The 21,197-nt window shown below is 65.2% G+C and carries 23 protein-coding genes and 1 other RNA gene; 17 read left to right on the top strand and 7 right to left on the bottom strand.

Annotated elements, in window-relative coordinates; translation table 11 throughout:
* Window positions 1–105 precede the first annotated feature (105 nt).
* Entirely contained in the window at window positions 106–1,116 is a 1,011-nt protein-coding gene (bmt, locus tag AC04PT_RS02940) for a betaine--homocysteine S-methyltransferase (RefSeq protein ID WP_482872000.1), read from the top strand.
* A 163-nt stretch (window positions 1,117–1,279) separates the two neighbouring features.
* Here bmt and AC04PT_RS02935 read toward each other — a convergent pair whose 3' ends face one another.
* Complete coding sequence (locus AC04PT_RS02935; protein ID WP_482871999.1) at window positions 1,280–2,395, bottom strand: PA0069 family radical SAM protein; 1,116 nt, start codon at window positions 2,393–2,395, stop codon at window positions 1,280–1,282.
* A gap of 166 nt (window positions 2,396–2,561) precedes the next feature.
* Between AC04PT_RS02935 and AC04PT_RS02930 the strand changes: the two genes are divergently transcribed.
* From AC04PT_RS02930 to AC04PT_RS02915, 4 genes are all read left to right on the top strand, one after another.
* Complete coding sequence (locus AC04PT_RS02930) at window positions 2,562–3,263, top strand: corrinoid protein (RefSeq protein WP_482871997.1); 702 nt, start codon at window positions 2,562–2,564, stop codon at window positions 3,261–3,263.
* A 127-nt stretch (window positions 3,264–3,390) separates the two neighbouring features.
* A complete protein-coding gene (locus AC04PT_RS02925; RefSeq protein WP_482871996.1) occupies window positions 3,391–4,026 on the top strand; it encodes a DUF1638 domain-containing protein in 636 nt (211 codons plus the stop codon).
* 233 nt (window positions 4,027–4,259) lie between these two features.
* Window positions 4,260–4,523, top strand: a complete 264-nt coding sequence (locus AC04PT_RS02920) for a DUF6471 domain-containing protein (RefSeq protein ID WP_482871995.1) — start codon at window positions 4,260–4,262, stop codon at window positions 4,521–4,523.
* Window positions 4,481–5,536: a hypothetical protein gene (locus AC04PT_RS02915; RefSeq protein WP_482871994.1), complete on the top strand. Its 1,056-nt coding sequence runs from the start codon at window positions 4,481–4,483 to the stop codon at window positions 5,534–5,536. Before AC04PT_RS02920 ends, AC04PT_RS02915 begins: the two co-directional genes overlap by 43 nt.
* Window positions 5,537–5,722: 186 nt before the next feature.
* Here the strand turns inward: AC04PT_RS02915 and aroB are convergent, their stop codons facing one another.
* Both aroB and AC04PT_RS02905 read right to left on the bottom strand, forming a co-directional pair.
* Window positions 5,723–6,835 carry a 3-dehydroquinate synthase gene (gene aroB / locus AC04PT_RS02910; protein ID WP_482871993.1) on the bottom strand — a complete coding sequence of 371 codons (1,113 nt, stop codon included), beginning with the start codon at window positions 6,833–6,835 and terminating at the stop codon, window positions 5,723–5,725.
* Window positions 6,835–7,383 (bottom strand): shikimate kinase, encoded by a 549-nt coding sequence (locus AC04PT_RS02905; protein ID WP_482871992.1) that lies wholly within the window; start codon window positions 7,381–7,383, stop codon window positions 6,835–6,837. The genes aroB and AC04PT_RS02905 overlap by 1 nt, the downstream gene beginning before the upstream one ends.
* A 168-nt stretch (window positions 7,384–7,551) precedes the next feature.
* Here AC04PT_RS02905 and AC04PT_RS02900 point away from each other — a divergent pair, with 168 nt between their 5' ends.
* The 3 genes from AC04PT_RS02900 to AC04PT_RS02890 are packed head-to-tail and all read left to right on the top strand — an operon-like array spanning window position 7,552 to window position 10,179.
* The gene (locus AC04PT_RS02900; RefSeq protein WP_482872444.1) at window positions 7,552–7,704 is read left to right on the top strand and encodes a hypothetical protein; all 153 of its coding nucleotides are present in this window, start codon (window positions 7,552–7,554) and stop codon (window positions 7,702–7,704) included.
* Window positions 7,694–9,244, top strand: a complete 1,551-nt coding sequence (locus AC04PT_RS02895; RefSeq protein WP_482871990.1) for a hypothetical protein — start codon at window positions 7,694–7,696, stop codon at window positions 9,242–9,244. The genes AC04PT_RS02900 and AC04PT_RS02895 overlap by 11 nt, the downstream gene beginning before the upstream one ends.
* 5 nt (window positions 9,245–9,249) lie before the next feature.
* Complete coding sequence (locus tag AC04PT_RS02890; RefSeq protein WP_482871989.1) at window positions 9,250–10,179, top strand: site-specific tyrosine recombinase XerD; 930 nt, start codon at window positions 9,250–9,252, stop codon at window positions 10,177–10,179.
* Window positions 10,180–10,182: 3 nt separating this feature from the next.
* Here the strand turns inward: AC04PT_RS02890 and AC04PT_RS02885 are convergent, their stop codons facing one another.
* Window positions 10,183–10,710, bottom strand: coding sequence for a flavodoxin domain-containing protein (locus AC04PT_RS02885; protein ID WP_482871987.1), 528 nt, complete (start codon window positions 10,708–10,710; stop codon window positions 10,183–10,185).
* A 251-nt stretch (window positions 10,711–10,961) separates the two neighbouring features.
* Here AC04PT_RS02885 and AC04PT_RS02880 point away from each other — a divergent pair, with 251 nt between their 5' ends.
* From AC04PT_RS02880 to ssrA, 4 genes are all read left to right on the top strand, one after another.
* Entirely contained in the window at window positions 10,962–12,263 is a 1,302-nt protein-coding gene (locus tag AC04PT_RS02880; protein WP_482871986.1) for an HlyC/CorC family transporter, read from the top strand.
* Window positions 12,264–12,343: 80 nt separating this feature from the next.
* Window positions 12,344–13,402 carry an alpha/beta hydrolase gene (locus tag AC04PT_RS02875; RefSeq protein ID WP_482871985.1) on the top strand — a complete coding sequence of 353 codons (1,059 nt, stop codon included), beginning with the start codon at window positions 12,344–12,346 and terminating at the stop codon, window positions 13,400–13,402.
* Between the two features lie 98 nt (window positions 13,403–13,500).
* On the top strand, window positions 13,501–14,358 hold the full coding sequence (locus AC04PT_RS02870; protein WP_482871984.1) for a DMT family transporter: 858 nt from the start codon (window positions 13,501–13,503) through the stop codon (window positions 14,356–14,358).
* A gap of 155 nt (window positions 14,359–14,513) precedes the next feature.
* Window positions 14,514–14,864: a transfer-messenger RNA gene (gene ssrA, locus AC04PT_RS02865) on the top strand.
* Window positions 14,865–14,907: 43 nt separating this feature from the next.
* Here the strand turns inward: ssrA and AC04PT_RS02860 are convergent.
* Window positions 14,908–16,080: an FAD-dependent monooxygenase gene (locus AC04PT_RS02860; RefSeq protein ID WP_482871983.1), complete on the bottom strand. Its 1,173-nt coding sequence runs from the start codon at window positions 16,078–16,080 to the stop codon at window positions 14,908–14,910.
* Window positions 16,081–16,151: 71 nt separating this feature from the next.
* On the bottom strand, window positions 16,152–16,574 hold the full coding sequence (gene dksA, locus AC04PT_RS02855) for an RNA polymerase-binding protein DksA (RefSeq protein WP_482871982.1): 423 nt from the start codon (window positions 16,572–16,574) through the stop codon (window positions 16,152–16,154).
* A 179-nt stretch (window positions 16,575–16,753) separates the two neighbouring features.
* Here dksA and AC04PT_RS02850 point away from each other — a divergent pair, with 179 nt between their 5' ends.
* Complete coding sequence (locus tag AC04PT_RS02850; protein ID WP_482871981.1) at window positions 16,754–17,593, top strand: AAA family ATPase; 840 nt, start codon at window positions 16,754–16,756, stop codon at window positions 17,591–17,593.
* A gap of 119 nt (window positions 17,594–17,712) precedes the next feature.
* On the opposite strand, the gene AC04PT_RS02845 is transcribed toward AC04PT_RS02850, so the two are convergent.
* Window positions 17,713–17,901, bottom strand: a complete 189-nt coding sequence (locus AC04PT_RS02845) for a hypothetical protein (protein ID WP_482871980.1) — start codon at window positions 17,899–17,901, stop codon at window positions 17,713–17,715.
* 28 nt (window positions 17,902–17,929) lie between these two features.
* On the opposite strand from AC04PT_RS02845, the gene AC04PT_RS02840 reads away from it, so the two are divergent.
* The 4 genes from AC04PT_RS02840 to AC04PT_RS02825 are packed head-to-tail and all read left to right on the top strand — an operon-like array spanning window position 17,930 to window position 21,173.
* Entirely contained in the window at window positions 17,930–18,394 is a 465-nt protein-coding gene (locus AC04PT_RS02840) for a GNAT family N-acetyltransferase (RefSeq protein WP_482871978.1), read from the top strand.
* Between the two features lie 3 nt (window positions 18,395–18,397).
* Window positions 18,398–19,774, top strand: coding sequence for a DUF2927 domain-containing protein (locus AC04PT_RS02835; RefSeq protein WP_482871977.1), 1,377 nt, complete (start codon window positions 18,398–18,400; stop codon window positions 19,772–19,774).
* Window positions 19,775–19,813: 39 nt separating this feature from the next.
* On the top strand, window positions 19,814–19,981 hold the full coding sequence (locus AC04PT_RS02830; protein WP_482871975.1) for a hypothetical protein: 168 nt from the start codon (window positions 19,814–19,816) through the stop codon (window positions 19,979–19,981).
* A gap of 7 nt (window positions 19,982–19,988) precedes the next feature.
* Window positions 19,989–21,173, top strand: coding sequence for a vWA domain-containing protein (locus AC04PT_RS02825; RefSeq protein ID WP_482871974.1), 1,185 nt, complete (start codon window positions 19,989–19,991; stop codon window positions 21,171–21,173).
* Window positions 21,174–21,197 lie beyond the last annotated feature (24 nt).

Here is a 21,197-nt window from a genome sequence, read left to right as displayed (position 1 = left end):
GGTCTCTCAACGGACGCAACCTCATAATGATCTTGCAAATTATGCATTTGCTTCATCACTGCCGCTGTGGCATCCGCGCCTGACACCACAGGAAGGATCGCCGCCATGAGCAACGCTCTCAGCAAGCTACTCGAGACCCGCGACTGGCTGCTCGCCGATGGCGCCACCGGGACCAACCTGTTCAACATGGGGCTGATGGCCGGCGACGCGCCCGAACTGTGGAACACCGATGCGCCCGACAAGATCCGTGCGCTTTATCGCGGTGCGGTCGAGGCCGGATCGGACATCTTCCTAACCAATTCCTTCGGCGGCAACGCCTCGCGCCTGAAATTGCACGACGCGCAGAACCGCGTGGGCGAATTGAACCGCACCGCCGCCGAACTCGGCCGCGAAGTCGCCGATGCCGCCGGCCGCCCGGTGGTTGTCGCAGGCTCCGTCGGCCCCACCGGCGACATCATGCAACCCGTCGGGACGCTCAGCCACGACGACGCCGTCGAAATGTTCCACGAACAGGCCGAAGCGCTGAAAGAAGGCGGCGCCGACGTGCTCTGGGTCGAGACCATCTCCGCGCCCGAGGAATTCCGCGCCGCCGCCGAGGCCTTCGCCAAGGCCGACATGCCGTGGTGCGGCACCATGAGCTTCGACACCGCCGGCCGCACCATGATGGGCGTCACCGCGGCCGACATGGTCAAGCTGGTGCAGTCGCTGCCGAACCCGCCGCTGGCCTTCGGCGCCAATTGCGGCACCGGCGCCTCCGACCTGTTGCGCACCACGCTCAGCTTCGCCGCCGAAAGCCCCGAGATCCCGCTGATCGCCAAGGGAAACGCCGGCATTCCCAAGTACGTCGAGGGCCATATCCACTACGACGGCACGCCCGCGCTGATGGGGGATTACGCCGTCATGGCCCGCAACGCCGGCGCACGCATTATCGGCGGCTGCTGCGGCACCATGCCTGACCACCTGCGCGCCATGCGCGACGCTCTGGAAACCCGTCCCGCCGGCGATCGCCCGACGCTCGACCAGATCGTCGCCACGATCGGCCCGTTCAGTTCCGACAGCGACGGCTCGGGCGACGCTCCGGCGCCCACGCGCACCCGCCGCCGTCGTCGCGGCTGAGCACCGACCAACCCGGACCAACCCAGCGGGGTGCAGACCTGTGGCATGTTTCCCGTGCCCAACACCGTCCGTCCGGACCGCCGACCGCCCGCATGGTCCGGGCCGGTGGTCGGGCGCGCGCGCCCGCGGCTTCGCGCCGGCACCAAAATCCATCAATGGATTTTCAAAAATCCGTCGACGAATTTTCCCGGCCCAGAAACAACGACAGCTGATCCCCTGCAACTTCCGGCCTGCGGAACAGATCGCAGCGCAGCGGCGCCACCGTCCGGTCCAGTCCCAGCGCCCGCGCCTTGCGCCGGAATCGCGCCGCCACGATCTCGGCATAAGCGCCTTCGCCGCGCATCCGGTGCCCCCAGCGGGCGTCGTAATCCTTGCCGCCGTGCATCTCGCGCAGCCGCGCCATCACCCGCGCGGCCCGGTCCTGGTAATGCTCCGCCAGCCAGGCCTGCCACAGCGGCGAGACCTCGCGCGGCAGCCGCAGCATGATCCAGCTTGCCGCGTCGGCACCGGCCTCGGCCCCGGCCTCCAGTATGGCCTCCAGCTCCGGATCGGTCAGCGCCGGCACCACCGGCGACACCATCAGCCGCACCGGGATGCCCGCCGCGCTCAGCCGCCGCACGGTCTCCAGCCGCCGCTTCGGTCCCGGCACCCGTGGCTCCATCTTGCGCGACAGCCCGGCCTCCAGCGTGGTGACGGAGATCCCGACCCGCGCCAGCCCCTTCGCCGCCATCGGCGCAAGGATGTCGATATCGCGCTCCACCAGCGTGCCCTTGGTGACGATCGCCACCGGATGATCGCAGCCCGCCAGCACCTCAAGGCATTGCCGCATGATGCCCCGGTCGCGCTCGATGGGCTGGTAGGGGTCGGTATTCGTGCCAATCGCGATCGGCGCGACCGCGTACTTTGTCGCCCGCAACTCCCGCGTCAGAACCTCCGCCGCGTTGGGCCGGGCCACCAGCCGGGTCTCGAAATCCAGCCCCGGCGACAGCCCCAGATAGGCGTGCGAGGGCCGCGCAAAGCAGTAGATGCACCCGTGCTCGCATCCCCGGTAGGGATTGATCGACCGGTCGAACGGCAGGTCGGGCGAGCGGTTGTAGGTGATCAGCGACCGCGCGACCTCCTCGCGCACCTCGGTCCGCACCACCGGAAGCTCTTCCTCGATCTCCCAGCCGTCCCAGGCCGCCACCCGCGCATGCCGTTCGAACCGACCGCTTTCGTTGCGGTTGGCCCCGCGCGCACGGCGTTGGCGCGGATCGATTTCCGGCGACAGTTCCTCCATTCCGCCAGAATAGAACAAACGCGGAACACATGCAATCGGGGCACTTTCCGCGCCGCTTTCGTCGGTTGCGGCAGGCTCCATGTCGCAATCCGCCAACTGAACCTTAAACAATCCGGCTTTAGCTGGCAGAAACGGGCCAGCAGCGCCCAAGCAAGGGAATCGCGCAATGTCTGACGAAGAAGACGACATCATCCTCTCCGAACTGGACGACGAAGAGCTTGTCCAGCAGATGCACGACGACCTCTACGACGGTCTGCGCGACGAGATCGAGGAAGGCGTCAACATCCTGCTCGGTCGCGGCTGGCAGCCCTACGACGTGCTGACCACCGCGCTTGTGGGCGGCATGACCATCGTCGGCAAGGACTTCCGCGACGGTATCCTGTTTGTCCCCGAGGTGCTTCTGGCCGCCAACGCGATGAAGGGCGGCATGGCCATCCTCAAGCCGCTCTTGGCCGAAACCGGCGCACCGCGCATGGGCAAGATGGTGATCGGCACCGTCAAGGGCGACATTCACGACATCGGCAAGAACCTCGTCAGCATGATGATGGAAGGCGCCGGCTTCGAGGTCGTCGACCTTGGCATCAACAACCCGGTCGAGAACTATCTCGAGGCGATCAAGGCCGAAGAAGCCGACATTCTCGGCATGTCCGCGCTGCTGACCACCACCATGCCCTACATGAAGGTGGTGATCGACACGATGGTCGAAATGGGCATCCGCGACGATTACATCGTGCTGGTGGGCGGCGCCCCCCTGAACGAGGAATTCGGCCGCGCCATCGGCGCCGACGCCTATTGCCGCGACGCCGCCGTCGCGGTGGAAACGGCGAAGACCATGGTGTCGCGCAAGCACAACCAGATGGCCGGCTGATACCCGGCGGCATGGGGCACCCTGTCCCATGCCCGCGCGTCTCCCTGCGCGCTCCGAACGACGCGCCGAATACGTCGGGCCGACCGGGCCCCTTGCCCCGGCCGCCCGGCCGCCCCAGATTGCCACCATGCACCTGCCCAGCGATCAGACACTCACCGAAACCGGCCTCGCCCCCGCCCGCAGCGGCCGCATCCTGCTGATCGCCTGTGGCGCGCTGGCCCGCGAAATCCTCGCGCTCCGGGCGGCCAACCGCTGGGACCACCTCGACCTCACCTGCCTGCCCGCAAAACTGCACAACACGCCCGAACGCATCACCGATGCGGTCCGCGCCGCCGTCGCGAAACACCGCGACCAGTACGACCGGCTGTTCGTGGTCTATGCCGATTGCGGCACCGGCGGGCTGCTGCAGGCCGCCTGCGACGAGATGGGCGTCGAGATGGTCGCCGGCCCGCATTGCTACAGCTTCTTCGAAGGCAACGAGACCTTTGCCGCCCGCGACGAATTCACCGCCTTCTACCTGACCGATTTCCTCGTCCGCCAGTTCGACGCCTTCGTCTGGCAGCCCCTAGGCCTCGACCGCCACCCCGACCTGCGCGAGATGTACTTCGGTAATTACGACAAGCTGGTCTACCAGGCCCAGACCGACGACCCGGCCCTGACCGAAAAGGCGCAACACTGCGCCGGGCGCCTCGGCCTGCCCTTCGAACGCCGCTTCACCGGCTACGGCGACCTCGGCACGGCGCTGGCCACCCTCACCCCGTGAGTCGTCCACGGGTCAAGGATGCGCAGCACCGGCGCAGCCGGCCGAAGGTCCTTGACGCGCGGACGACTCACCTCACCATGGAGATGGCGCGTTCAGGGCAGACCTGCGGCCTTATGTATCAAACGCACCAAGATCATAGCTGCATAACGCGCCGGTACAGTCGCTTGCGCCAGTCATGCCGCGCAGGGCGTTGTCAGAGCGTGTCAGGACGTGTTTGAAGCGGATGGAGGGGCGTGGCGTTGTGGGGCGCGAAGGGCGGGTGTGGAGGCTGGCCCTGTAGGGCCAGCCGAGGTATCATACACCCATTTCACATCTTGAAATCGAACACGAAGGGATGGTTGCGCCTTGGGGTCGGCTTGCCCTTGAACTTCAAGAGCTTACTAATCGAAGACATCGAGCGGAATCTGCGCAATAAAGTGAGTCGTGGGAAATTTACCGCAGGATTCTTTTTACAATGTCTTTCCGCGCTTGGGTGTTCGCATTTGCACTTGGACTAACGCTCCACTCCTTTACAGCTGTTTCACAGGAAGGCGTACAAAGCGGCGAAGGTTCCACCAACGCCACTAGCACTCAACAAAAAGAACAACCACGTCCGAGCTTTGTGACCGCTATCGAAGGCGTTGAAGCTGCAATACGCGAAGCCATAAGCCAAGAAAGCGAGGAAGCCCGCAAGGCTGAGGCCGAACAAAGTGCTGCGGACTTGAGAGCGCAAAAGGAAATGGCCCGATGGGCTGCTGACATGGCGATAGCTGGCATTGCCGGGGCTTTGTTCACGTTTTTTGGCTTGGTCTTGATTGGCTTTACGCTCCGGGAGACCCGAAAGGCTGCGGCGTATGCTGGCCAGATGGTCAAGCCCGCCCGAGACAGCGCCAAGGCCGCCATAGACGCTGCCAACGCGGCCATCGCCTCCAATGCCACCATGCAGCGGTTTGGTGAAATCGAAACCCGCGCTTACCTTTCCGCCAGCAAAATTGTCGTTGAAACAAACACTAGCGAAACACAGCTTTTCATCAGTTTCGTTCTGTCGAATTCGGGCAGTAGTCCAGCCTACAACGTCAGTGCCTACTATGTCGTTTTTAGTGGGGACAATCAGGCCATTGGAGATCAACGCGTTGCCCCGGGTCAGAAGGTCACGCACTTCCCACTTGCTGCTGTCGTCGCTCCAAACGCATCCGCAAGGGTTTGGTTTTGCGCCCATACCCACAAGACCTACAACTCCGACTTCGAAGAAACTCCCGGCGCAATCCCGAGGCAGGTTGAAGCAGTCATACCCTACCAAACCGAGTTCGATTTGGCGCGAGACACCTTCTCCGGCGAACTCAGTATTCGCCTTGAAATCACCGAGGAGATACGGGCCTCGATGGGCAAGGAAATGTGCCACAAACCCGGCACCACATTCTCTGAGTTCCGGTCGGCCTGGATGAACAGTGTTGTAGAAACGCTCAGCGCTAGTCACTCCTACAGGCTGTTCCGGCAGTACGTGAAACCAAAGGGCAGAAGCGATGATTAAGACGATCCCAATCATCGCTCAGCCCTCGCGGGCTTGGTGCGTTTGATACATAAGGCCGTAGACCTGCCCCTGAACCGCCTCCCCAGCAAACCCCGAAACAGCCGCACCAGCCACAGGCACCGGTCCGGCACGTCACCTCTCCCGAACCTGAATAAAAGCGCGCGGAAGCGCTCAATTTGACAGGCTCTACCTTGCCGAAAGTCCGTCGTGCAGCACTCCCAGCACCGCCTCGCGCGGCACCTCGGATGTCACGAAGGCCTCGCCGATCCCGCGCGCGAGGATGAAGCGCAACTGGCCGTCCACCACCTTCTTGTCCTGCCCCATCAGGTCCAGCAGGGCCTCGGCCGAGGGCAAGTCGCCGGGAATGTCACGCAGGTCGCATTTCATTCCCATCGCCTTCAGGTGCTGGCGCACCCGGCTCGGGTCTTCCTGCGCACACAGGCCCATCCGTGCCGACAGCTCGAAGGCCAGCGCACAGCCCACCGCCACGCCCTCGCCATGCAGCAGCCGGTCCGAATAGCCTGTCGCCGCCTCCAGCGCGTGACAGAACGTGTGCCCGAGGTTCAAGAGCGCCCGGTCACCCTGCTCTGTCTCGTCGCGCACCACGATCTCGGCCTTCATCTCGCAGGACCGCCGCACCGCCCGGATCCGCGCGGCATCGTCGCCGGCAAGCATCTTCGGGCCATGGTCTTCCAACCACGTGAAGAAACCGGCATCGCCCAGCAGGCCGTATTTCACCACTTCGCCGTACCCGGCAAGGAAATCCCGCTCCGGCAGGGTCTTCAGCACGTCGGTATCGGCCAGCACCAGCGACGGCTGGTGAAAGGCGCCGATCAGGTTCTTGCCCTGCGGCGCATTGATCCCGGTCTTGCCCCCCACGGAACTGTCGACCTGCGCCAGCAGCGATGTCGGCACCTGCACGAAGCGCACCCCGCGCCGCAGGACAGCCGCCGCAAACCCGGCCAGGTCGCCGATCACCCCGCCCCCCAGCGCCACCACCACGTCGCGCCGCTCGACCTTTTCCGACAGCAGCCACTCCACCGCCCGCGAAAACTGCGGCCAGCCCTTTGTGGCCTCGCCGGGCGGCAGCGCCAGCGCCACCATCTCCACGCCCTCGGTGGCCAGCCCGTCGCGCAGAGCCTCCAGATGCGCCGCCGCGACATTCTCGTCAGTCACCACGGCGACGCGCGGCCGCGCCAGCAGCGGCGCGATCTCGGCCCCGGCCCGCGCCAGCAGCCCGCCGCCGATGCGGATGTCATAGGCGCGGTCGCCCAGCGGCACATGAACGGTCTCGGTCATCACTCCTGCCTCTCAAGCACGTCGGGGCGGTCTTCCAGCTTCTCCAGCACACGCGCCGCCATCTGGTCGATGGTGAAGCTGCGATCCGCCTTCACCTGCACGTCCGCCTTGGCATATTGCGGAACCCTCAGCTCATAGAGCTCCTTCAGCGTGGCGTAGGGATCGGCGGTCCGCAGCAGGGGCCGCGTGTCCTTGTGGCGAACCCGGTTCCACAGGATCTCGAGGTCCGCGTCCAGCCAGACCGCGACGCCCTTTTCGGCGATCATCTCGCGGTTGGTGCCCGACAGGAACGCCCCGCCCCCGGTCGACAGCACGCAGCGCTCGGTTTCCAGCAGCCGTCCGATCACCTGCGTTTCCTTGGCCCGGAAGAACGCCTCGCCATCGCGGGCGAAGATCTCGGCGATGGTCATGTTGGCGGCCTCGACGATCTCGGAATCGGAATCGAGAAACGGCACCCCCAGCCGATGCGCCAGCGCACGGCCCACGGCGGTCTTGCCGGCCCCCATCATGCCCACCATGACTATGGTCTTTTTAACCACCCAACGCATGAATCCGCCGATTTAGGCCCCAAATGCTCAAAATTTCGTATCCCGGACGTGAATGACGTGAACTTGGCGAAAAGGCCAGATATAAGAACAAAAAAACCATCTCCGACGCGCGGTGTGCCGATCCTTCCGGCATGGCCGGGGCGCAGGGGGCAAGGGCAGAGGCAGCTGATGTTGGGCCGACTGATCAAATACCTCTTTTTCCTCGCGATTCTGGCGGGCGTCGCGCTTGTCGGCTATGCCTACATCGGGCCCTTCTTCGGCGCCGATTTCTCGCCTCCCGCGACAGAGATTCGCACGCCCGTGGTGCTCGATGCGGACTAGGTCCGCGATTCCCGCGGCGCTGGCCGTCTGGGCGCTGACCGGCCCTGCGGCGGCGCAGGATCCGCTGTCGGCGATCGACTGGCTCGACCGGCAGCAGCAGCAGGATTTCGGACTGGTGCCCGACGCCGCCACCTTGGCTCCACCGCTGGACGAGCCGCCCGTCACCCGCAACGCCACCCGGCCCGATGTCACCGTCCAGCAGCTGGACGCGCCCAACCCCGACGCCACCGGTCTCTTGCCGCCGCGCATCACCGGCTTCCCCCAGACCCTCTGGCAGGCCAGCGAGGCCGAGCGTCTGGCCGACCTGATCACCGCTCAGAACGTCGACGACCAGCCCGCCATGCAGTCGCTGCTCTTCGCGCTCCTGCTGGCCGAGGCGCTGCCGCCGTCCGGCTCGCACGGGCGCTTCCTGCTGGCGCGCATCGACCGGCTGATCTCGCTCGGCGCGGTGGCGCAGGCGGCCGAACTGATGGCGCTGACCGATCCGACCCGCGATCCCGAACTGTTTGCCCGCGTGCTTGACCTGTCGCTGCTTTCCGGACCCGGCGACGCCACCTGCAAGGTGTTGATGAACCGCCCGATACTGGCGCCGAACCTCAGCGCGCGGGTATATTGCCTGGCGCAGTCCGGCCGCTGGGACACTGCCGTCACCACGCTTCAGACCGGCTATGCGCTGGGCGACATCGATGAGGCGCGCTACAACCTGCTGCTGGCCTTCCTCGATCCGGAACTGGCCGAGGAACTGCCCGCGCTGCCGCCCTCGCTGCGCATGACCCCGCTGGAATACCGCCTGCATGAAGCCATCGGCGAACCGGTTCCGACGCATACCCTGCCCCGCGCCTATGCCAATGCCGACCTGCCCGGCGACAGCGGCTGGAAGGCCCAGATCGAGGCCGCCGAACGGCTGGTCCGCGCCGGCGCCCTGTCCGAACAGCGGCTGTTTGCGATCTACAACCTCGGTCGGCCCTCGGCCTCGGGCGGCGTCTGGGACCGGGTCGACGCGGTGCAGGATTTCGAACGCGCGCTGACCGAGGGCAAGCCTGACAAGGTGTCCCGCACCCTGCGACGCGCATGGCCCGCGCTCAGCGAAGCCGGGCTCGCCATCGCCTTCGCGAAGGCCTACGCCGAGGACCTGTCCGAGCTGTCGCTGACCGGCAGCGCCGCCGCCATGGCGCTGCAGGTGGCGCTGCTGTCGCCCGCTTACGAAAAGCTGTCGCGCCGGTTCGAACCCAGCGGGCTGACCCAGAAATTCGCCGTGGCGCTGGCCCTGGGCCGCCCCGACACGGCCACCGCGCCGTCGTCTCGGGCGCGCGCCATCGCAGAAGGGTTCGCCTCGGAGCCGCCCGAAACCCTTCAGGCCCTGCTTGACGCCGGCAAGCTGGGCGAGGTCATCCTGCGCGCCATGTCGCTGGCCTATCAGGGCCACGTCGGCGACGACGCGGCCCTGGCCGAGGCGCTGGCAACCTTCCGTGCGGTCGGTCTCGAAGATACTGCGCGGCGCACCGCGATCCAGGCGCTGCTGTTATCGGCAGACAGCTGAGGCGGATGCGCGATCACGCCCATATCTCGGCCTTCCTCGAGGCGCAGGCCGCCGAACTGGGCGCCGCCAACAATACTCTGCTGGCCTATGGCCGCGACCTGCGCGATGCCGCGCTCTGGCTGGCCGGCCGCGGCCGCGACTTCGAAACCGCCAGCCGCGCCGATATCGAGGATTACCTTGTGCATTGCGAAGTGCAGGGATTGGCGCGCTCCACCCGGGCCCGCAGGCTCTCGGCGATCCGCCAGATCTACCGCTTTGCCTTCGATGAAGGCTGGCGCGAGGACAACCCCGCCATCCAGATCTCCGGCCCCGGCAAGGACAAGCGCCTGCCCAAGACGCTGTCGATCGAGGATGTCGAGCGCCTGCTTCAGGCCGCCGAAACCCAAGGCAAGACCCGCGCCGAACAGGTCCGCGCCACCTGCCTGATGCAGGTGCTCTATGCCACCGGTCTGCGCGTCACCGAACTGGTCTCGTTGCCCGTGGCCGCCGTGCGCGGCGATCCCCGCCTGATCCTCGTGCGCGGCAAGGGCGGCAAGGAACGCATGGTGCCGCTGTCGCCGCCCGCCCGCACCGCGCTGACCGACTGGCTGGCGCTGCGCGACGCCGCCGAAGAGACCGCGCGCAGCAAGGGCACGCCGCCCTCGCCCTTCCTGTTTCCCTCCCGTGGCAAGGCCGGGCACCTGACCCGCCACTGGTTCTTCACCCTGATCAAGTCGCTGGCCGTGACCGCCGGGCTCGATCCCGCAGATGTCACGCCGCACACCCTGCGCCATGCCTTCGCCACGCATCTTCTGCAAAACGGCGCCGATCTGCGCGCCATCCAGACCCTGCTGGGCCACGCCGATGTCGCCACGACCGAAATCTACACCCATGTGCTTGAAGAGCGCCTGCGCGAACTGGTGCTCGATCACCACCCGCTGGCGCGCGAAAGCTGAGCCTCAGGCCGCGGCGAAGGCCGTCACCCGTTCGGCCAGCGCGTCCCAGTCGGTGAATTCGCGCACCCCGTCCTCGGGGCGGTAGCCGCCCTGACCGCGCAGGACCACATGACGCAGTACCTGCGTGGCAAAGTAGTCATAGCTCGACGGCCGCACCGCCCCGGCCACCAGGATCGAATGATCCGCTGCAAACCCGGTGCGCATCTCCATTTCCTTCAGGAAATCCTCGGCCGCCTCGCGGGTATCGGAAAACGCCGCCATCAGGCTGACCGAGATCATCAGCGTGCGCGCGGGATCAAGCGCGTTGCGCTGCGCCGCCAGCGACATCTCGAAACTGGATGGATGGCGCCGCTCGTGGACCGGTGCCGCAAGGATCACCCGATCGCGGCGCTCCAGCGCCAAGTCCGAAGTCTTGTCGTCGGCACCGATCAGCGCGACCTCGTGGCCCTCCGCCTCGAGCCGATCCTTCACGAACCGGGCTATCTTGGCGGTCTGGCCCTCGACCGTGGCATAGAAAACGAGGATGTTCATGGTGCTCACTCCTGCGCAGCCTGCATCCCCGCCAGCCTATGCCGCGCCCAGGTCCCCGGCCTTGTCCCAGATCAAGGATCGCCACCCATCCCCTGCACCCGTCGCCGCAAGACCCGTCAACGGGCCTTCCAGGATCGGCGGTCGGATCTGCCCCCTCGCCGCCGCGGCCGTCTCCATTCCGCCCCGCCTCCCTTGATCACCGCCCCTCCACGCTCCATAACCTCGTCCAGACCAACCGAAAGTCAGGCCCCATGGAAACCTCACTGCTCGACGGCGCCTTCTGGATCACTGCAGGCGCGATCCTGTTCCTGCTGGTGCTCTCCGGCTTCTTCTCCGGATCCGAGACCGCGCTGACCGCCGCCTCGCGCGGCAAGCTCCGCGCGCAGGCCGACCGCGGCAGCATCGGGGCGCAACGGGCGCTCACCATCACCGAGGACAACGAGAAGCTGATCGGCTCGGTCCTTCTGGGCAACAACCTCGTCAACATCCTCGCCACTTCGCTGGCCACCGCGCTCTTCACGCGCATTCTAGGCGAATCCGGCGTCGCGCTGGCCACCCTCGTCATGACGCTGCTGGTGCTGATCTTCGCCGAGGTCCTGCCCAAGACCTACGCCATCACCAATGCCGAAAGCGCCGCCGCCGCCGTGTCGGGGCCGATTGCGGTCGTGGTGCGCATCTTCGCTCCCATCGTCGGCGCCGTCCGCCTGCTGGTGCGCGGTATCCTGCGCATCTTCGGTGTCCAGACCGACCCCGACAGCCACATCCTTGCCGTGCGCGAGGAAATCGCCGGCGCCCTCAACCTCGGCCATTCCGAAGGCGTGGTGGAAAAGGAGGACCGCGACCGCATCCTCGGCGCGCTCGATCTGGCCGAACGCACGGTCGAGGAAATCATGCTCCACCGCTCCGGGATCGAGATGATCGACGCCGACACCCCGCCCCGCGACATCCTCACCCAATGTCTCGAAAGCCGCCACACCCGCCTGCCGATCTTCCGCGACGACCCCGAGAACATCATCGGCGTGATCCATGCCAAGGACCTGTTGCGCGCCATGTACCGCCTTGTCGACGCCGGCGAAACCACCGAGCAGATCGACAAGTTCGACATCGCCTCGGTGATGATGAAACCCTACTTCGTGCCCGACACCACATCGCTTGACGACCAGATGCGCCAGTTCCTGCGCCGCCGCACGCACTTCGCCCTCGTGGTCGATGAATACGGCTCGCTCGAAGGCCTGATCACTCTGGAAGACATCCTCGAAGAGATCGTCGGCGAAATCACCGACGAATTCGACCCCGACGCCGATCACCCGGTGCGCAAGGGCGACGACGGCGACTTCATCGTCGACGGCGCCATGACCATCCGCGATCTCAACCGCGCAACCGACTGGAACCTGCCCGACGAAGAGGCCAACACCGTCGCCGGGCTGGTGATCCACGAGGCCCAGATCATCCCCGCCGCCGGGCAGGTGTTCTCGTTCCACGGGTTCCGGTTCGAGGTCACCGGCCGCAAGGACAACCGCATCACCAAGCTGAAAATCCGCCCGCTGAACTGATACCCCTTGCGCAAACCGCAGGCCCGCCCCATGTTAAGATCGTTTACATTACGTAACGTCACATCATGAGGACCAAGACCATGTGGAATTTGACCCGCGCGTGCCTCTGCGGTCTCGCACTGGCGATTGCGACCCCTGCCGCCCTGTTGGCGAATGGCGCCGGGCGCGTCGTCGAAGCGCAGGTTCCCGCCCCGTCTCTCGAAGGCAACCTGCTCGGCACCCCCAGCACGCAAGACGCCGCCATCTACCTGCCACCCGGCTACGACAGCAGCGACGACCGGTATCCAAGCGCCTACCTGCTGCACGGCGTCTTCGACGATTACGAAACCTTCACCGAATGGATGAAGCTGCCGGAGATGCTCGACCGTCTCATCGCCAGCGGGCAGATCCCGCCGATGATCGTGGTCATGCCCAATGCCGGCAACCGCTACGGCGGCGGCTTCTACCGGAACTCGTCTGTCAGCGGCAACTGGGCCGACTACATCGCCGACGACCTGATCACCCATGTCGACACCGGATACCGCACCCTTGCCAGCGCCGACAGCCGCGCCGTTCTGGGCCACTCTATGGGCGGCTACGGCGCGCTGCACCTCGCCATGGCACGGCCCGGACGGTTCTCGACCGTCTGGGCGATGAGCCCCTGCTGCCTTGATGCCATCGACGACTTCGGCTTCGGCAACGATGCCTGGAAACGCGCCTACGCGGTCCAGACCCCCGAAGACATCGACGCGCTTGTCGAGGCCCGCGATTTCTTTGCGGTGGCTGCCCTGGGCGTGGTGACCGCCTTCAACCCCGACCCCAGCGCCGCGCCGGTCTACGGCGACTTTCCGTTCGAACTGGAGCGCAACGAAATCGTGCTCGATGCCCCGGCCTACGACCGCTACCTCGACAACCTGCCGACCCGCCGGATCGACGAGGCCCGCGACGCGCTTCAGGGCCTGCGCGGCCTCGCCCTCGGCGTCGGTCTCGACGATCAGTTTCTCCACATCCCCCGGGCCACGCTGGCGTTTTCCCAAAGGCTCGGGCAGGAACGCATCCCCCACCTGCTGGACGTCTATGACGGCGATCACCGCGAAAAGGTCAGTGTGCGTCTTGAAAAGATCATCCTGCCGTGGATCGGCAAGACGCTCGCGTACTGACCCGCGGGCGCTGACCGGCGCGCGCTCGGCAAGCCCGATTGACCACCCCCGCCGCGTGCCGTAGGCCAAGACCGACCCCACAACCCGGACGGCGGACCATGCTCAGAAGCGGCCCATTCCTGATGACCGCCGCCATGGCGCTCTTCGCGCTTGAGGACATGTTCCTGAAAGCCGCGCTGCGGCAGATCTCGGTGGGGCTCGGCCTGATCCTCTTCGGCACGCTCGGCACACTGATCTTTCTGGTCTGGGCACGGATCCGCCGCGAACGCCTGTGGCACCCGGCGATCTTCACGCGGCCGCTCCTGCTGCGCTCCACCTCCGAAGTGCTCGGCCGGCTGTTCTACACCCTCGCCTTCGCGCTGGCGCCGCTGTCGCTGGTCTCGGCCATCCTGCAGGCGACGCCGCTGGTGGTCGCGCTCGGCGCCGTGGTCTTCTTTTACGAATCCGTAGGCTGGCGGCGCTGGCTCGCCATCGCGGCGGGCTTTGTCGGGGTCCTGATGATCCTGCGCCCCGGCACCGACGCCTTTACCGCAACCTCGATCTTCGCCGTCCTCGGCATGCTGGGCTTCGCCGGCCGCGATCTCGCCACCCGCGCCAGCCCGCCGACGATGTCCAATGTCCAGCTTGGCGTCTACGGCTTCCTGATGCTGGTCGTCGCGGGCCTCATCATGGTGGCCGTCACCGGTCTCGGACCGATGCCATCCGGCCCGACGTCCGCACAGGTCGTCGCCGCCACGCTCGTCGGCGTCGGCGCCTACACCTGCCTCACCGCGTCGATGCGCGTCGGAGAGGTCTCGCTCACCGTACCGTTTCGCTACACCCGGCTGATCTTTGCCATGATCCTCGGCATCGCCGTGTTCGGCGAACGCCCCGACCTGATGACATGGCTCGGCAGCGCGGTGATCGTCGGCAGCGGCCTCTACACCATCTACCGAAGCCGCCGCGCCGACGCCTGACGCGTTGCGCGAATTCATCGAATTATCGGACGCCGGAGATGGTCCGACGGCACCGCCATCGCGGCCACTGCCTGCCCGGGCCGACGTTTCAGAAACGCAGGGGGGGGCTTTTGTACAAAACAGGGGGTCGTTTTGTACAATTTGTACAAAACCCGCCCCTTAACATCCCCGGCTCACCGCCCTATATTGATCCTTGTCCTTCGGGACTATGGACATAAACGCGCTCGTAATAAGCGGATCGGACCCGGGGGCGGTACCCGGCGTCTCCACCAAAAATCCTTCGTTTGGGGATCATGGGGACGAAACAGGATCGACGAACGTCTAAAGGGGTTAGCTTTGTCCCGGTGAGTTACCACCGTTATCGGTACACCTAAGCTAGTTGCAAACGACAACAAAGCTCCGATGGCGATGGCTGCGTAAGCAGTTGGAACTATCGAAATCTTAAGTCCTAGAGCTTAGCAGCACTAGGCGGGGTTCGCAGGTACCTGGCAACAGAAACCTGCACTTTCACTACATTTCCGGACGCTGTTGATGTGGATGAAACGGGTATTACCCGCGCCGCGTGACGTCGTGCCCATAGAGCCAGTCGAACTGCCCCATCATCCGGTTCGGGGCCAGTCGCGAGCCCAGTCTCAGCACCGTGTGCGCCGCAAATCGTAACGCCCCGTGGGGCAGATGATACTTCCATGCGTTCCTGCTGGCCGCCTCGACGACCTGTTTCGCCCGCGTGATCCGCGCTGCCTGATAGGCCTCAAGCCCCGTCGCCTCATCCTCGCTTCCGTCGAGTTCCGCCGCCAGCACCCAGGCATCCTCCAGCGCCAGATTCGCCCCCTGCGCCAGAAACGGCAGCGTCGGATGCGCCGCATCGCCCAGCAGAGCACAGTTGCCACCGTGCCATCTGGGCGAGACTTGATGCCTAAAAAGTCCCCATATATGAACCACTTGCACGGCGTCCAGCATGTCCCGCACCTGCCGGGAAAACCCCGCGAAGGCCGCACGAAGGTGCTCGGGGTCATCCTTATGGTGCCAGCCTTCCGCCGCCCACGCCGCGCGCTCCTCCACCGCCACGATGTTCAAGCGATCCCCCGTCAGCGGGTAACACACCAGATGCCGCCCCGGCCCCATGTGCACCTGCGCTTCGGCCGGTTGCCCTGTCACGTTCGGGATCACCGCTCGCCATGCCACCTGCCCCGAAAACTGCGCCTCCGCCGCGCCGATCAGCGCATCGCGCATCACCGAATGCACCCCGTCCGCGCCGACGATCACACTGCTTTTGTGTTGCGTTCCGTCCTCCAGAAAAAGCGCCGGACGGGCGCCGGGACGGACCTCGCGGACCCGGCTTTGCAGCCGGAAAGCGATGCCACGCTGCGCGGCGGCCTCGGACAAAATATCAATTAGATCAGTACGATGCACGAAGAAGTAGCGTTGAGCATAGGGCAGAAGGCCAAGGTCCAGCCGGGCGACTTCGCGCCCGCGCCGGTCGTCGCGCAAGCTGACCGTCCCGGCACGCACCGATCGGGCGGCCAGCGCCTCACCCAATCCCAACGCCTCGATCACCCGCAACCCGTTGGGACTGATCTGCAGCCCGGCCCCGACCTCGCGCAGCGCCTCGGCCTGTTCGAAGACCGTGACCTGCGCGCCGCGCCCGGCCAGCGCAAGTGCAGCGCTCAGTCCGCCGATACCGCCGCCGACGATGCTGATATCCAGACCAAGCAGGCTCATCCCGTTCCCCTGTCGTAAAAACGCCGGAGCGTGAACCCCGGCGTTTTCCTATTCGATCGCAAGTGCTTGCATCAATCGTCGCGGTGCACTTTCTCGCGGCGCTCGTGGCGTTCCTGCGCCTCGAGGCTCATGGTGGCGATCGGCCGCGCGTCGAGGCGCTTCAGCGAGATCGGCTCACCGGTCACTTCGCAATACCCATATTCGCCTTCGTCGATGCGACGCAGGGCCGAGTTGATTTTGGCAACGAGTTTGCGTTGACGATCCCGGGTGCGAAGCTCGATGGCGCGGTCAGTCTCCTCACTGGCGCGGTCGGCGACGTCGGGAATGTTGCGAGTGCTTTCCTGCAGGCCCTCGATGGTATCGCGGGTTTCGTCGAGAAGTTCGTTTTTCCAGGTGATCAGCTTGCGACGAAAATATTCAAGCTGGCGTTCATTCATGAATGGCTCGTCCTCGGCGGGACGATAGTCTTCCGGCAGAAACGATTCCTGTTTCATATCCGCTCCCTCTTTATGGCCAACCTCAGATTCAATCACTTTTAACTCCTTCTGGCCGGCAACCCCTGCGCGCAGGGATTACTCCTTGAGAGCGCGAATGTCACTACACAATGCGCTGTATTGCAGCGAATAAATCCCGACTGTAGGGTCCGCGCCATGGCGAGGATCAAGGAGCGGATATGAAATTTCAGGGCACGGACAGCTATGTCGCAACCGAGGACCTGACGGTGGCGGTCAATGCCGCGGTGACGCTGGAACGGCCGCTTCTGGTCAAGGGCGAGCCGGGCACCGGCAAGACCGAGCTTGCCCGCCAGGTGGCGGATGCGCTGGGGCTGCGGATGCTGGAGTGGAACGTGAAATCCACCACCAAGGCGCAGCAGGGCCTTTACGAATATGACGCGGTGAGCCGGCTGCGCGACAGCCAGCTGGGCGAAGAACGGGTGCACGACGTCCGCAATTACATCCGCAAGGGCAAGCTGTGGCAGGCTTTCGAGGCGGACGAAAAGCTGGTGCTTCTGATCGACGAGATCGACAAGGCGGACATCGAGTTTCCCAACGACCTGTTGCAGGAACTCGACAAGATGGAATTCCACGTCTACGAGACCGGCGAGACGATCCGCGCCAAGCAGCGCCCCATCGTCATCATTACCTCGAACAACGAGAAAGAATTGCCGGATGCCTTTCTGCGGCGGTGTTTCTTTCATTACATCCGCTTTCCGGACGAAGCCACGATGCGCCAGATCGTCGAGGTGCATCATCCCGGAATCAAGGGCGAATTGCTGACCACCGCGCTGACCCAGTTCTACGAGATTCGCGATCAGGCGGGGCTGAAGAAAAAGCCGTCGACCTCGGAGGTGTTGGACTGGCTGAAGCTGCTGCTGGCCGAGGACCTGTCGCCCGAGGACCTCAAGCGCGACGGCGCTAGCGCGCTGCCGAAGCTGCACGGGGCGCTGCTGAAGAACGAGCAGGACGTGCACCTGTTCGAACGTCTGGCCTTCATGGCGCGGCGCGGGCGGTAGTGGTGGTCGCCGCGGCCAGGACCCCCGCGTCCCGGTCCCGATCCGGGACCTCCAGGCTGGCGCCGGAGCGGTTGTGCCGTTTCGCAGGCGGGGAGGTCCAGCCTTGGATCGCGGCGTTTTCAGGCGGCTTGGATCACCACATCTGGTGTGGCGCAAAACATATATCCACAAGCCAACCCCTTGATCGGGCTGAATTGCAACGGTTTGACCTCGTGCCGATAAGCAGCCGCAATCGGCCCTCGGAAAACATAAACATGCCCTATACTCTCCCCAAAGGCGACAAAGCCGTTAGCGATGTCTGAAGGCATCTGAGAGAGCAGGCAGAAGAAGACACCAATGTCCAACGAGACGACAGGGCTCGCCATTTACATCCGACCCTTGCGGCCTGAAGACGGCGATGAATGGGGCGTGTTGTGGCAGCAGTACCTGGCGTATTACGAGACCGAGCTTCCCGCCGAGACATATGACATGGCATTCGCGCGGCTGCTGGGCGACGATCCCCGAGACTTTCATGGTCTGGTGGCCGTGACCGGCGACAGGCTGGTCGGGCTCGTGCATTACCTCTTCCACCGTCACGGGTGGAAACGCGACGATGTTTGCTACCTGCAAGACCTCTTTGCCGTCCCTGACCTTCGGGGCCGCGGCATCGGACGCAGGCTGATCGAGGCGGTCTATGCCGCCGCCGATGAAGCAGGCGCCCCTTCGGTCTATTGGCTCACTCAGGAGTTCAACCACACCGCACGCGATCTCTATGACCGCGTCGGCGTGCTGACCCCCTTCATCAAATATCAGAGAGCCTGAGCCATGCGCCGCACCCGCCGACTGCTGCTTCCCCTCTACCTGATGCTCTCGGCCTGTGTGCCGATTCCCAGCGCGGAAATGCCGACCCGCGCCGCAAGCATCGACAGCGCCCTGCCGGCGATGAAGACCTTCTCGGTGCCGCGCCCGGTGCCGGCTGGACGGTCAAACTCCGATATTGCCCGCGATTTCATGGACCTGACGTTCAAGCTGGAAAGCGGCCGCCCCCTGCCAAACTTCTCGCGCTTCGAAGGTCCGATTACCGTGCGTATGACAGGCGACGCGCCGCGCCAACTGGACGCCGACCTGAAGCGCCTGCTGCACCGGCTGCGCAGCGAAGCGCGGCTCGACGTGCGCCAGGTGAGCCCCACCGAGGCGGCCTCGGTCACCATCCACGCCGTCACCTCGGCCGAGATCCGCAAGGCGCTGCCGATGGCGGCCTGCTTCGTGGTTCCGAATGTGTCGTCCTTGGGCGAATACAAGCGGATGCGCCGATCAGGCACGCTGAGCTGGGCACAGGTCACCCGGCGCGAGAAGGTGGCGATCTTCGTGCCCAACGATTCGACCCCGCAGGAGATGCGCGATTGCCTGCACGAAGAGCTGGCGCAGTCGCTGGGCCCGCTGAACGATCTCTACCGGCTGTCGGATTCGGTGTTCAACGACGACAACGTGCACACCGTGCTGACCGGTTTCGACATGCTGATCCTGCGCGCCACCTATGACGGCGATCTGCAGACCGGCATGACCCGCGCGCAGGTTGCGGCACGCCTTCCTGGCATTCTCGCGCGGCTCAACCCCGGCGGACAGAGCCGTGCCGTGCAGCGGCAGAGCCATACCCCTCGGGTCTGGATCGACGCCATCCAGACCGCGCTCGGCCCCGGCACCAAGCCGCACCGGCGGCAGCGGGCGGCGCTGGAGGCCCTGAAGGTGGCCTCGGCAATGGGCTGGCAGGATCACCGCCGCGCGTTTTCGCATTACGCCATGGGCCGCATCACGCTGGCCACCGATCCCGATCAGGCCCGCGCCGAGTTCGAGGAAGCCGGACGCTACTATCGCAATGCCGGGGGCACCCCGTTGCACCTGGCCTATGTCGCTTCTCAGCTGGCGGCGCTGGAGTTGACGCGCAACCGTCCCGAGCAGGCGCTGAGCCTCGTGGCACCGCATGTGGACACTGCTGCGCGCTACGAGAATGCGGCGCTCTTGTCGACGTTGCTTCTGATCCGCGCCGAGGCACTGGACCTGATGGGCCGGGTATCGGAGGCGCGGCAGGTGCGCATGGACTCTCTGGGTTGGGCGCGCTACGGCTTTGGCGCGGACTGGGCGGTGCGTGCCAAGCTGCGCGAGATCGCGTCGCTGAGCCCGCTGAAACGCTCTGGCGGCTGACCGCATGGCGCGCACTGACGCCACCAAGGAGGATGACAGATGCTGGTACTCATCGGCGCCGTGTTGGGCGGTATCATCGGCGGCACGATCGCCAAACGGCGCGGCGGAGAGCGGCTGGATATCGTGCAATACGTCGGCATCTACGCGCTGGCCTTCGGCCTTGCCGCCTTTGTGCTGACGCTGATCTTGCACCGGGCGGCGCTCTGAGGCCGCAATGTTCGTTCCTTTTTTCGAGACGCTTCGGAAGGCCGGCATTCCGGTCTCCTTGCGCGAATACCTGACGTTTCTGGATGGCATGACCGCCGGTCTGGCGACCTATGACGTCGAGTCCTTCTACTACCTCGCCCGTGCGGCGATGGTGAAGGACGAGCGCAATCTCGACAAGTTCGACCGCGCCTTTTCGCATTGCTTCAAGGGGCTCGAGGAGATCGCGGCGGCGGACGTGCTGAAGGCCGTCGACCTGCCCGAGGACTGGCTGCGCAAGATGGCCGAAAAGCACCTCAGCCCCGAGGAAATGGCCGAGATCGAGAGCCTTGGCGGCTTCGACAAGTTGATGGAGACGCTGAAGCAGCGGCTCGAGGAGCAGAAGGGCCGTCACCAGGGTGGATCGAAGTGGATCGGCACCGCCGGAACCTCGCCCTTCGGCGCCTATGGCTACAACCCCGAGGGCGTGCGCATCGGCCAGAACGAAAGCCGCCACCAGCGGGCGGTGAAGGTCTGGGACAAGCGCGAGTTCCGCAACCTCGACGACCAGGTCGAGCTTGGCACCCGCAACATCAAGGTGGCGCTGAAACGGTTGCGCAACTGGGCGCGCACCGGGGCCAATGACGAGCTTGACCTCGACGGCACGATCCGGGCCACGGCGGAACACGGCTACCTGGACGTGAAGACCCGGCCCGAGCGGCATAACGCGGTCAAGGTGGTGCTGTTTCTCGATGTCGGCGGTTCGATGGATGCGCATATTCGGGTCGTGGAAGAGCTGTTCTCGGCGGCGCGGTCGGAGTTCAAGCACCTTGAGTATTACTACTTCCACAATTGCCTTTACGAAGGCGTCTGGCGCGACAACCGCCGCCGCTGGTCCGAGGTGACGCCGACCTGGGAGGTGCTGAACACCTACGGCTCGGACTACAAGTGTATTTTCGTGGGCGACGCGTCGATGTCGCCCTACGAGGTCGCCTATGCCGGCGGTGCCAACGAGCACTGGAACGAAGAGGCCGGACAGGTCTGGCTGCAACGGGCGCGGGAACAGTGGCCGCAGCACCTGTGGATCAACCCGGTGCCGGAGGCGCATTGGCAATACACCCAGTCGATCCGCATGATCCACGAGATATTCGAAGGCGCCATGGTGCCGATGACCCTGCAGGGGCTGGAAAGCGGCATGAAGGCGCTGGCACGCTGACACCTCTGTGCTGGATGGGTCTGC

The sequence above is a fragment of the Litorisediminivivens sp. KMU-197 genome, assembly GCF_056858395.1.
This window is presented reverse-complemented; position numbering and strand designations above follow the sequence as displayed.

Excerpts from the sequence above, each read along its gene's own strand:
- AC04PT_RS02880 (WP_482871986.1), top strand. The coding sequence starts at position 10,962 with ATGGAAACCTCACTGCTCGACGGCGCCTTCTGGATCACTGCAGGCGCG.
- AC04PT_RS02840 (WP_482871978.1), top strand. The coding sequence starts at position 17,930 with ATGTCCAACGAGACGACAGGGCTCGCCATTTACATCCGACCCTTGCGG.
- AC04PT_RS02885 (WP_482871987.1), bottom strand. The coding sequence starts at position 10,710 with ATGAACATCCTCGTTTTCTATGCCACGGTCGAGGGCCAGACCGCCAAG.
- AC04PT_RS02835 (WP_482871977.1), top strand. The coding sequence starts at position 18,398 with ATGCGCCGCACCCGCCGACTGCTGCTTCCCCTCTACCTGATGCTCTCG.
- dksA (WP_482871982.1), bottom strand. The coding sequence starts at position 16,574 with ATGAAACAGGAATCGTTTCTGCCGGAAGACTATCGTCCCGCCGAGGAC.
- AC04PT_RS02925 (WP_482871996.1), top strand. The coding sequence starts at position 3,391 with ATGCACCTGCCCAGCGATCAGACACTCACCGAAACCGGCCTCGCCCCC.
- AC04PT_RS02825 (WP_482871974.1), top strand. The coding sequence starts at position 19,989 with ATGTTCGTTCCTTTTTTCGAGACGCTTCGGAAGGCCGGCATTCCGGTC.
- AC04PT_RS02905 (WP_482871992.1), bottom strand. The coding sequence starts at position 7,383 with ATGCGTTGGGTGGTTAAAAAGACCATAGTCATGGTGGGCATGATGGGG.
- bmt (WP_482872000.1), top strand. The coding sequence starts at position 106 with ATGAGCAACGCTCTCAGCAAGCTACTCGAGACCCGCGACTGGCTGCTC.
- AC04PT_RS02845 (WP_482871980.1), bottom strand. The coding sequence starts at position 17,901 with ATGCCTTCAGACATCGCTAACGGCTTTGTCGCCTTTGGGGAGAGTATA.
- AC04PT_RS02900 (WP_482872444.1), top strand. The coding sequence starts at position 7,552 with ATGTTGGGCCGACTGATCAAATACCTCTTTTTCCTCGCGATTCTGGCG.
- AC04PT_RS02935 (WP_482871999.1), bottom strand. The coding sequence starts at position 2,395 with ATGGAGGAACTGTCGCCGGAAATCGATCCGCGCCAACGCCGTGCGCGC.
- aroB (WP_482871993.1), bottom strand. The coding sequence starts at position 6,835 with ATGACCGAGACCGTTCATGTGCCGCTGGGCGACCGCGCCTATGACATC.
- AC04PT_RS02850 (WP_482871981.1), top strand. The coding sequence starts at position 16,754 with ATGAAATTTCAGGGCACGGACAGCTATGTCGCAACCGAGGACCTGACG.
- AC04PT_RS02915 (WP_482871994.1), top strand. The coding sequence starts at position 4,481 with ATGTCTTTCCGCGCTTGGGTGTTCGCATTTGCACTTGGACTAACGCTC.
- AC04PT_RS02875 (WP_482871985.1), top strand. The coding sequence starts at position 12,344 with ATGTGGAATTTGACCCGCGCGTGCCTCTGCGGTCTCGCACTGGCGATT.
- AC04PT_RS02890 (WP_482871989.1), top strand. The coding sequence starts at position 9,250 with ATGCGCGATCACGCCCATATCTCGGCCTTCCTCGAGGCGCAGGCCGCC.
- AC04PT_RS02930 (WP_482871997.1), top strand. The coding sequence starts at position 2,562 with ATGTCTGACGAAGAAGACGACATCATCCTCTCCGAACTGGACGACGAA.
- AC04PT_RS02870 (WP_482871984.1), top strand. The coding sequence starts at position 13,501 with ATGCTCAGAAGCGGCCCATTCCTGATGACCGCCGCCATGGCGCTCTTC.
- AC04PT_RS02830 (WP_482871975.1), top strand. The coding sequence starts at position 19,814 with ATGCTGGTACTCATCGGCGCCGTGTTGGGCGGTATCATCGGCGGCACG.
- AC04PT_RS02895 (WP_482871990.1), top strand. The coding sequence starts at position 7,694 with ATGCGGACTAGGTCCGCGATTCCCGCGGCGCTGGCCGTCTGGGCGCTG.
- AC04PT_RS02860 (WP_482871983.1), bottom strand. The coding sequence starts at position 16,080 with ATGAGCCTGCTTGGTCTGGATATCAGCATCGTCGGCGGCGGTATCGGC.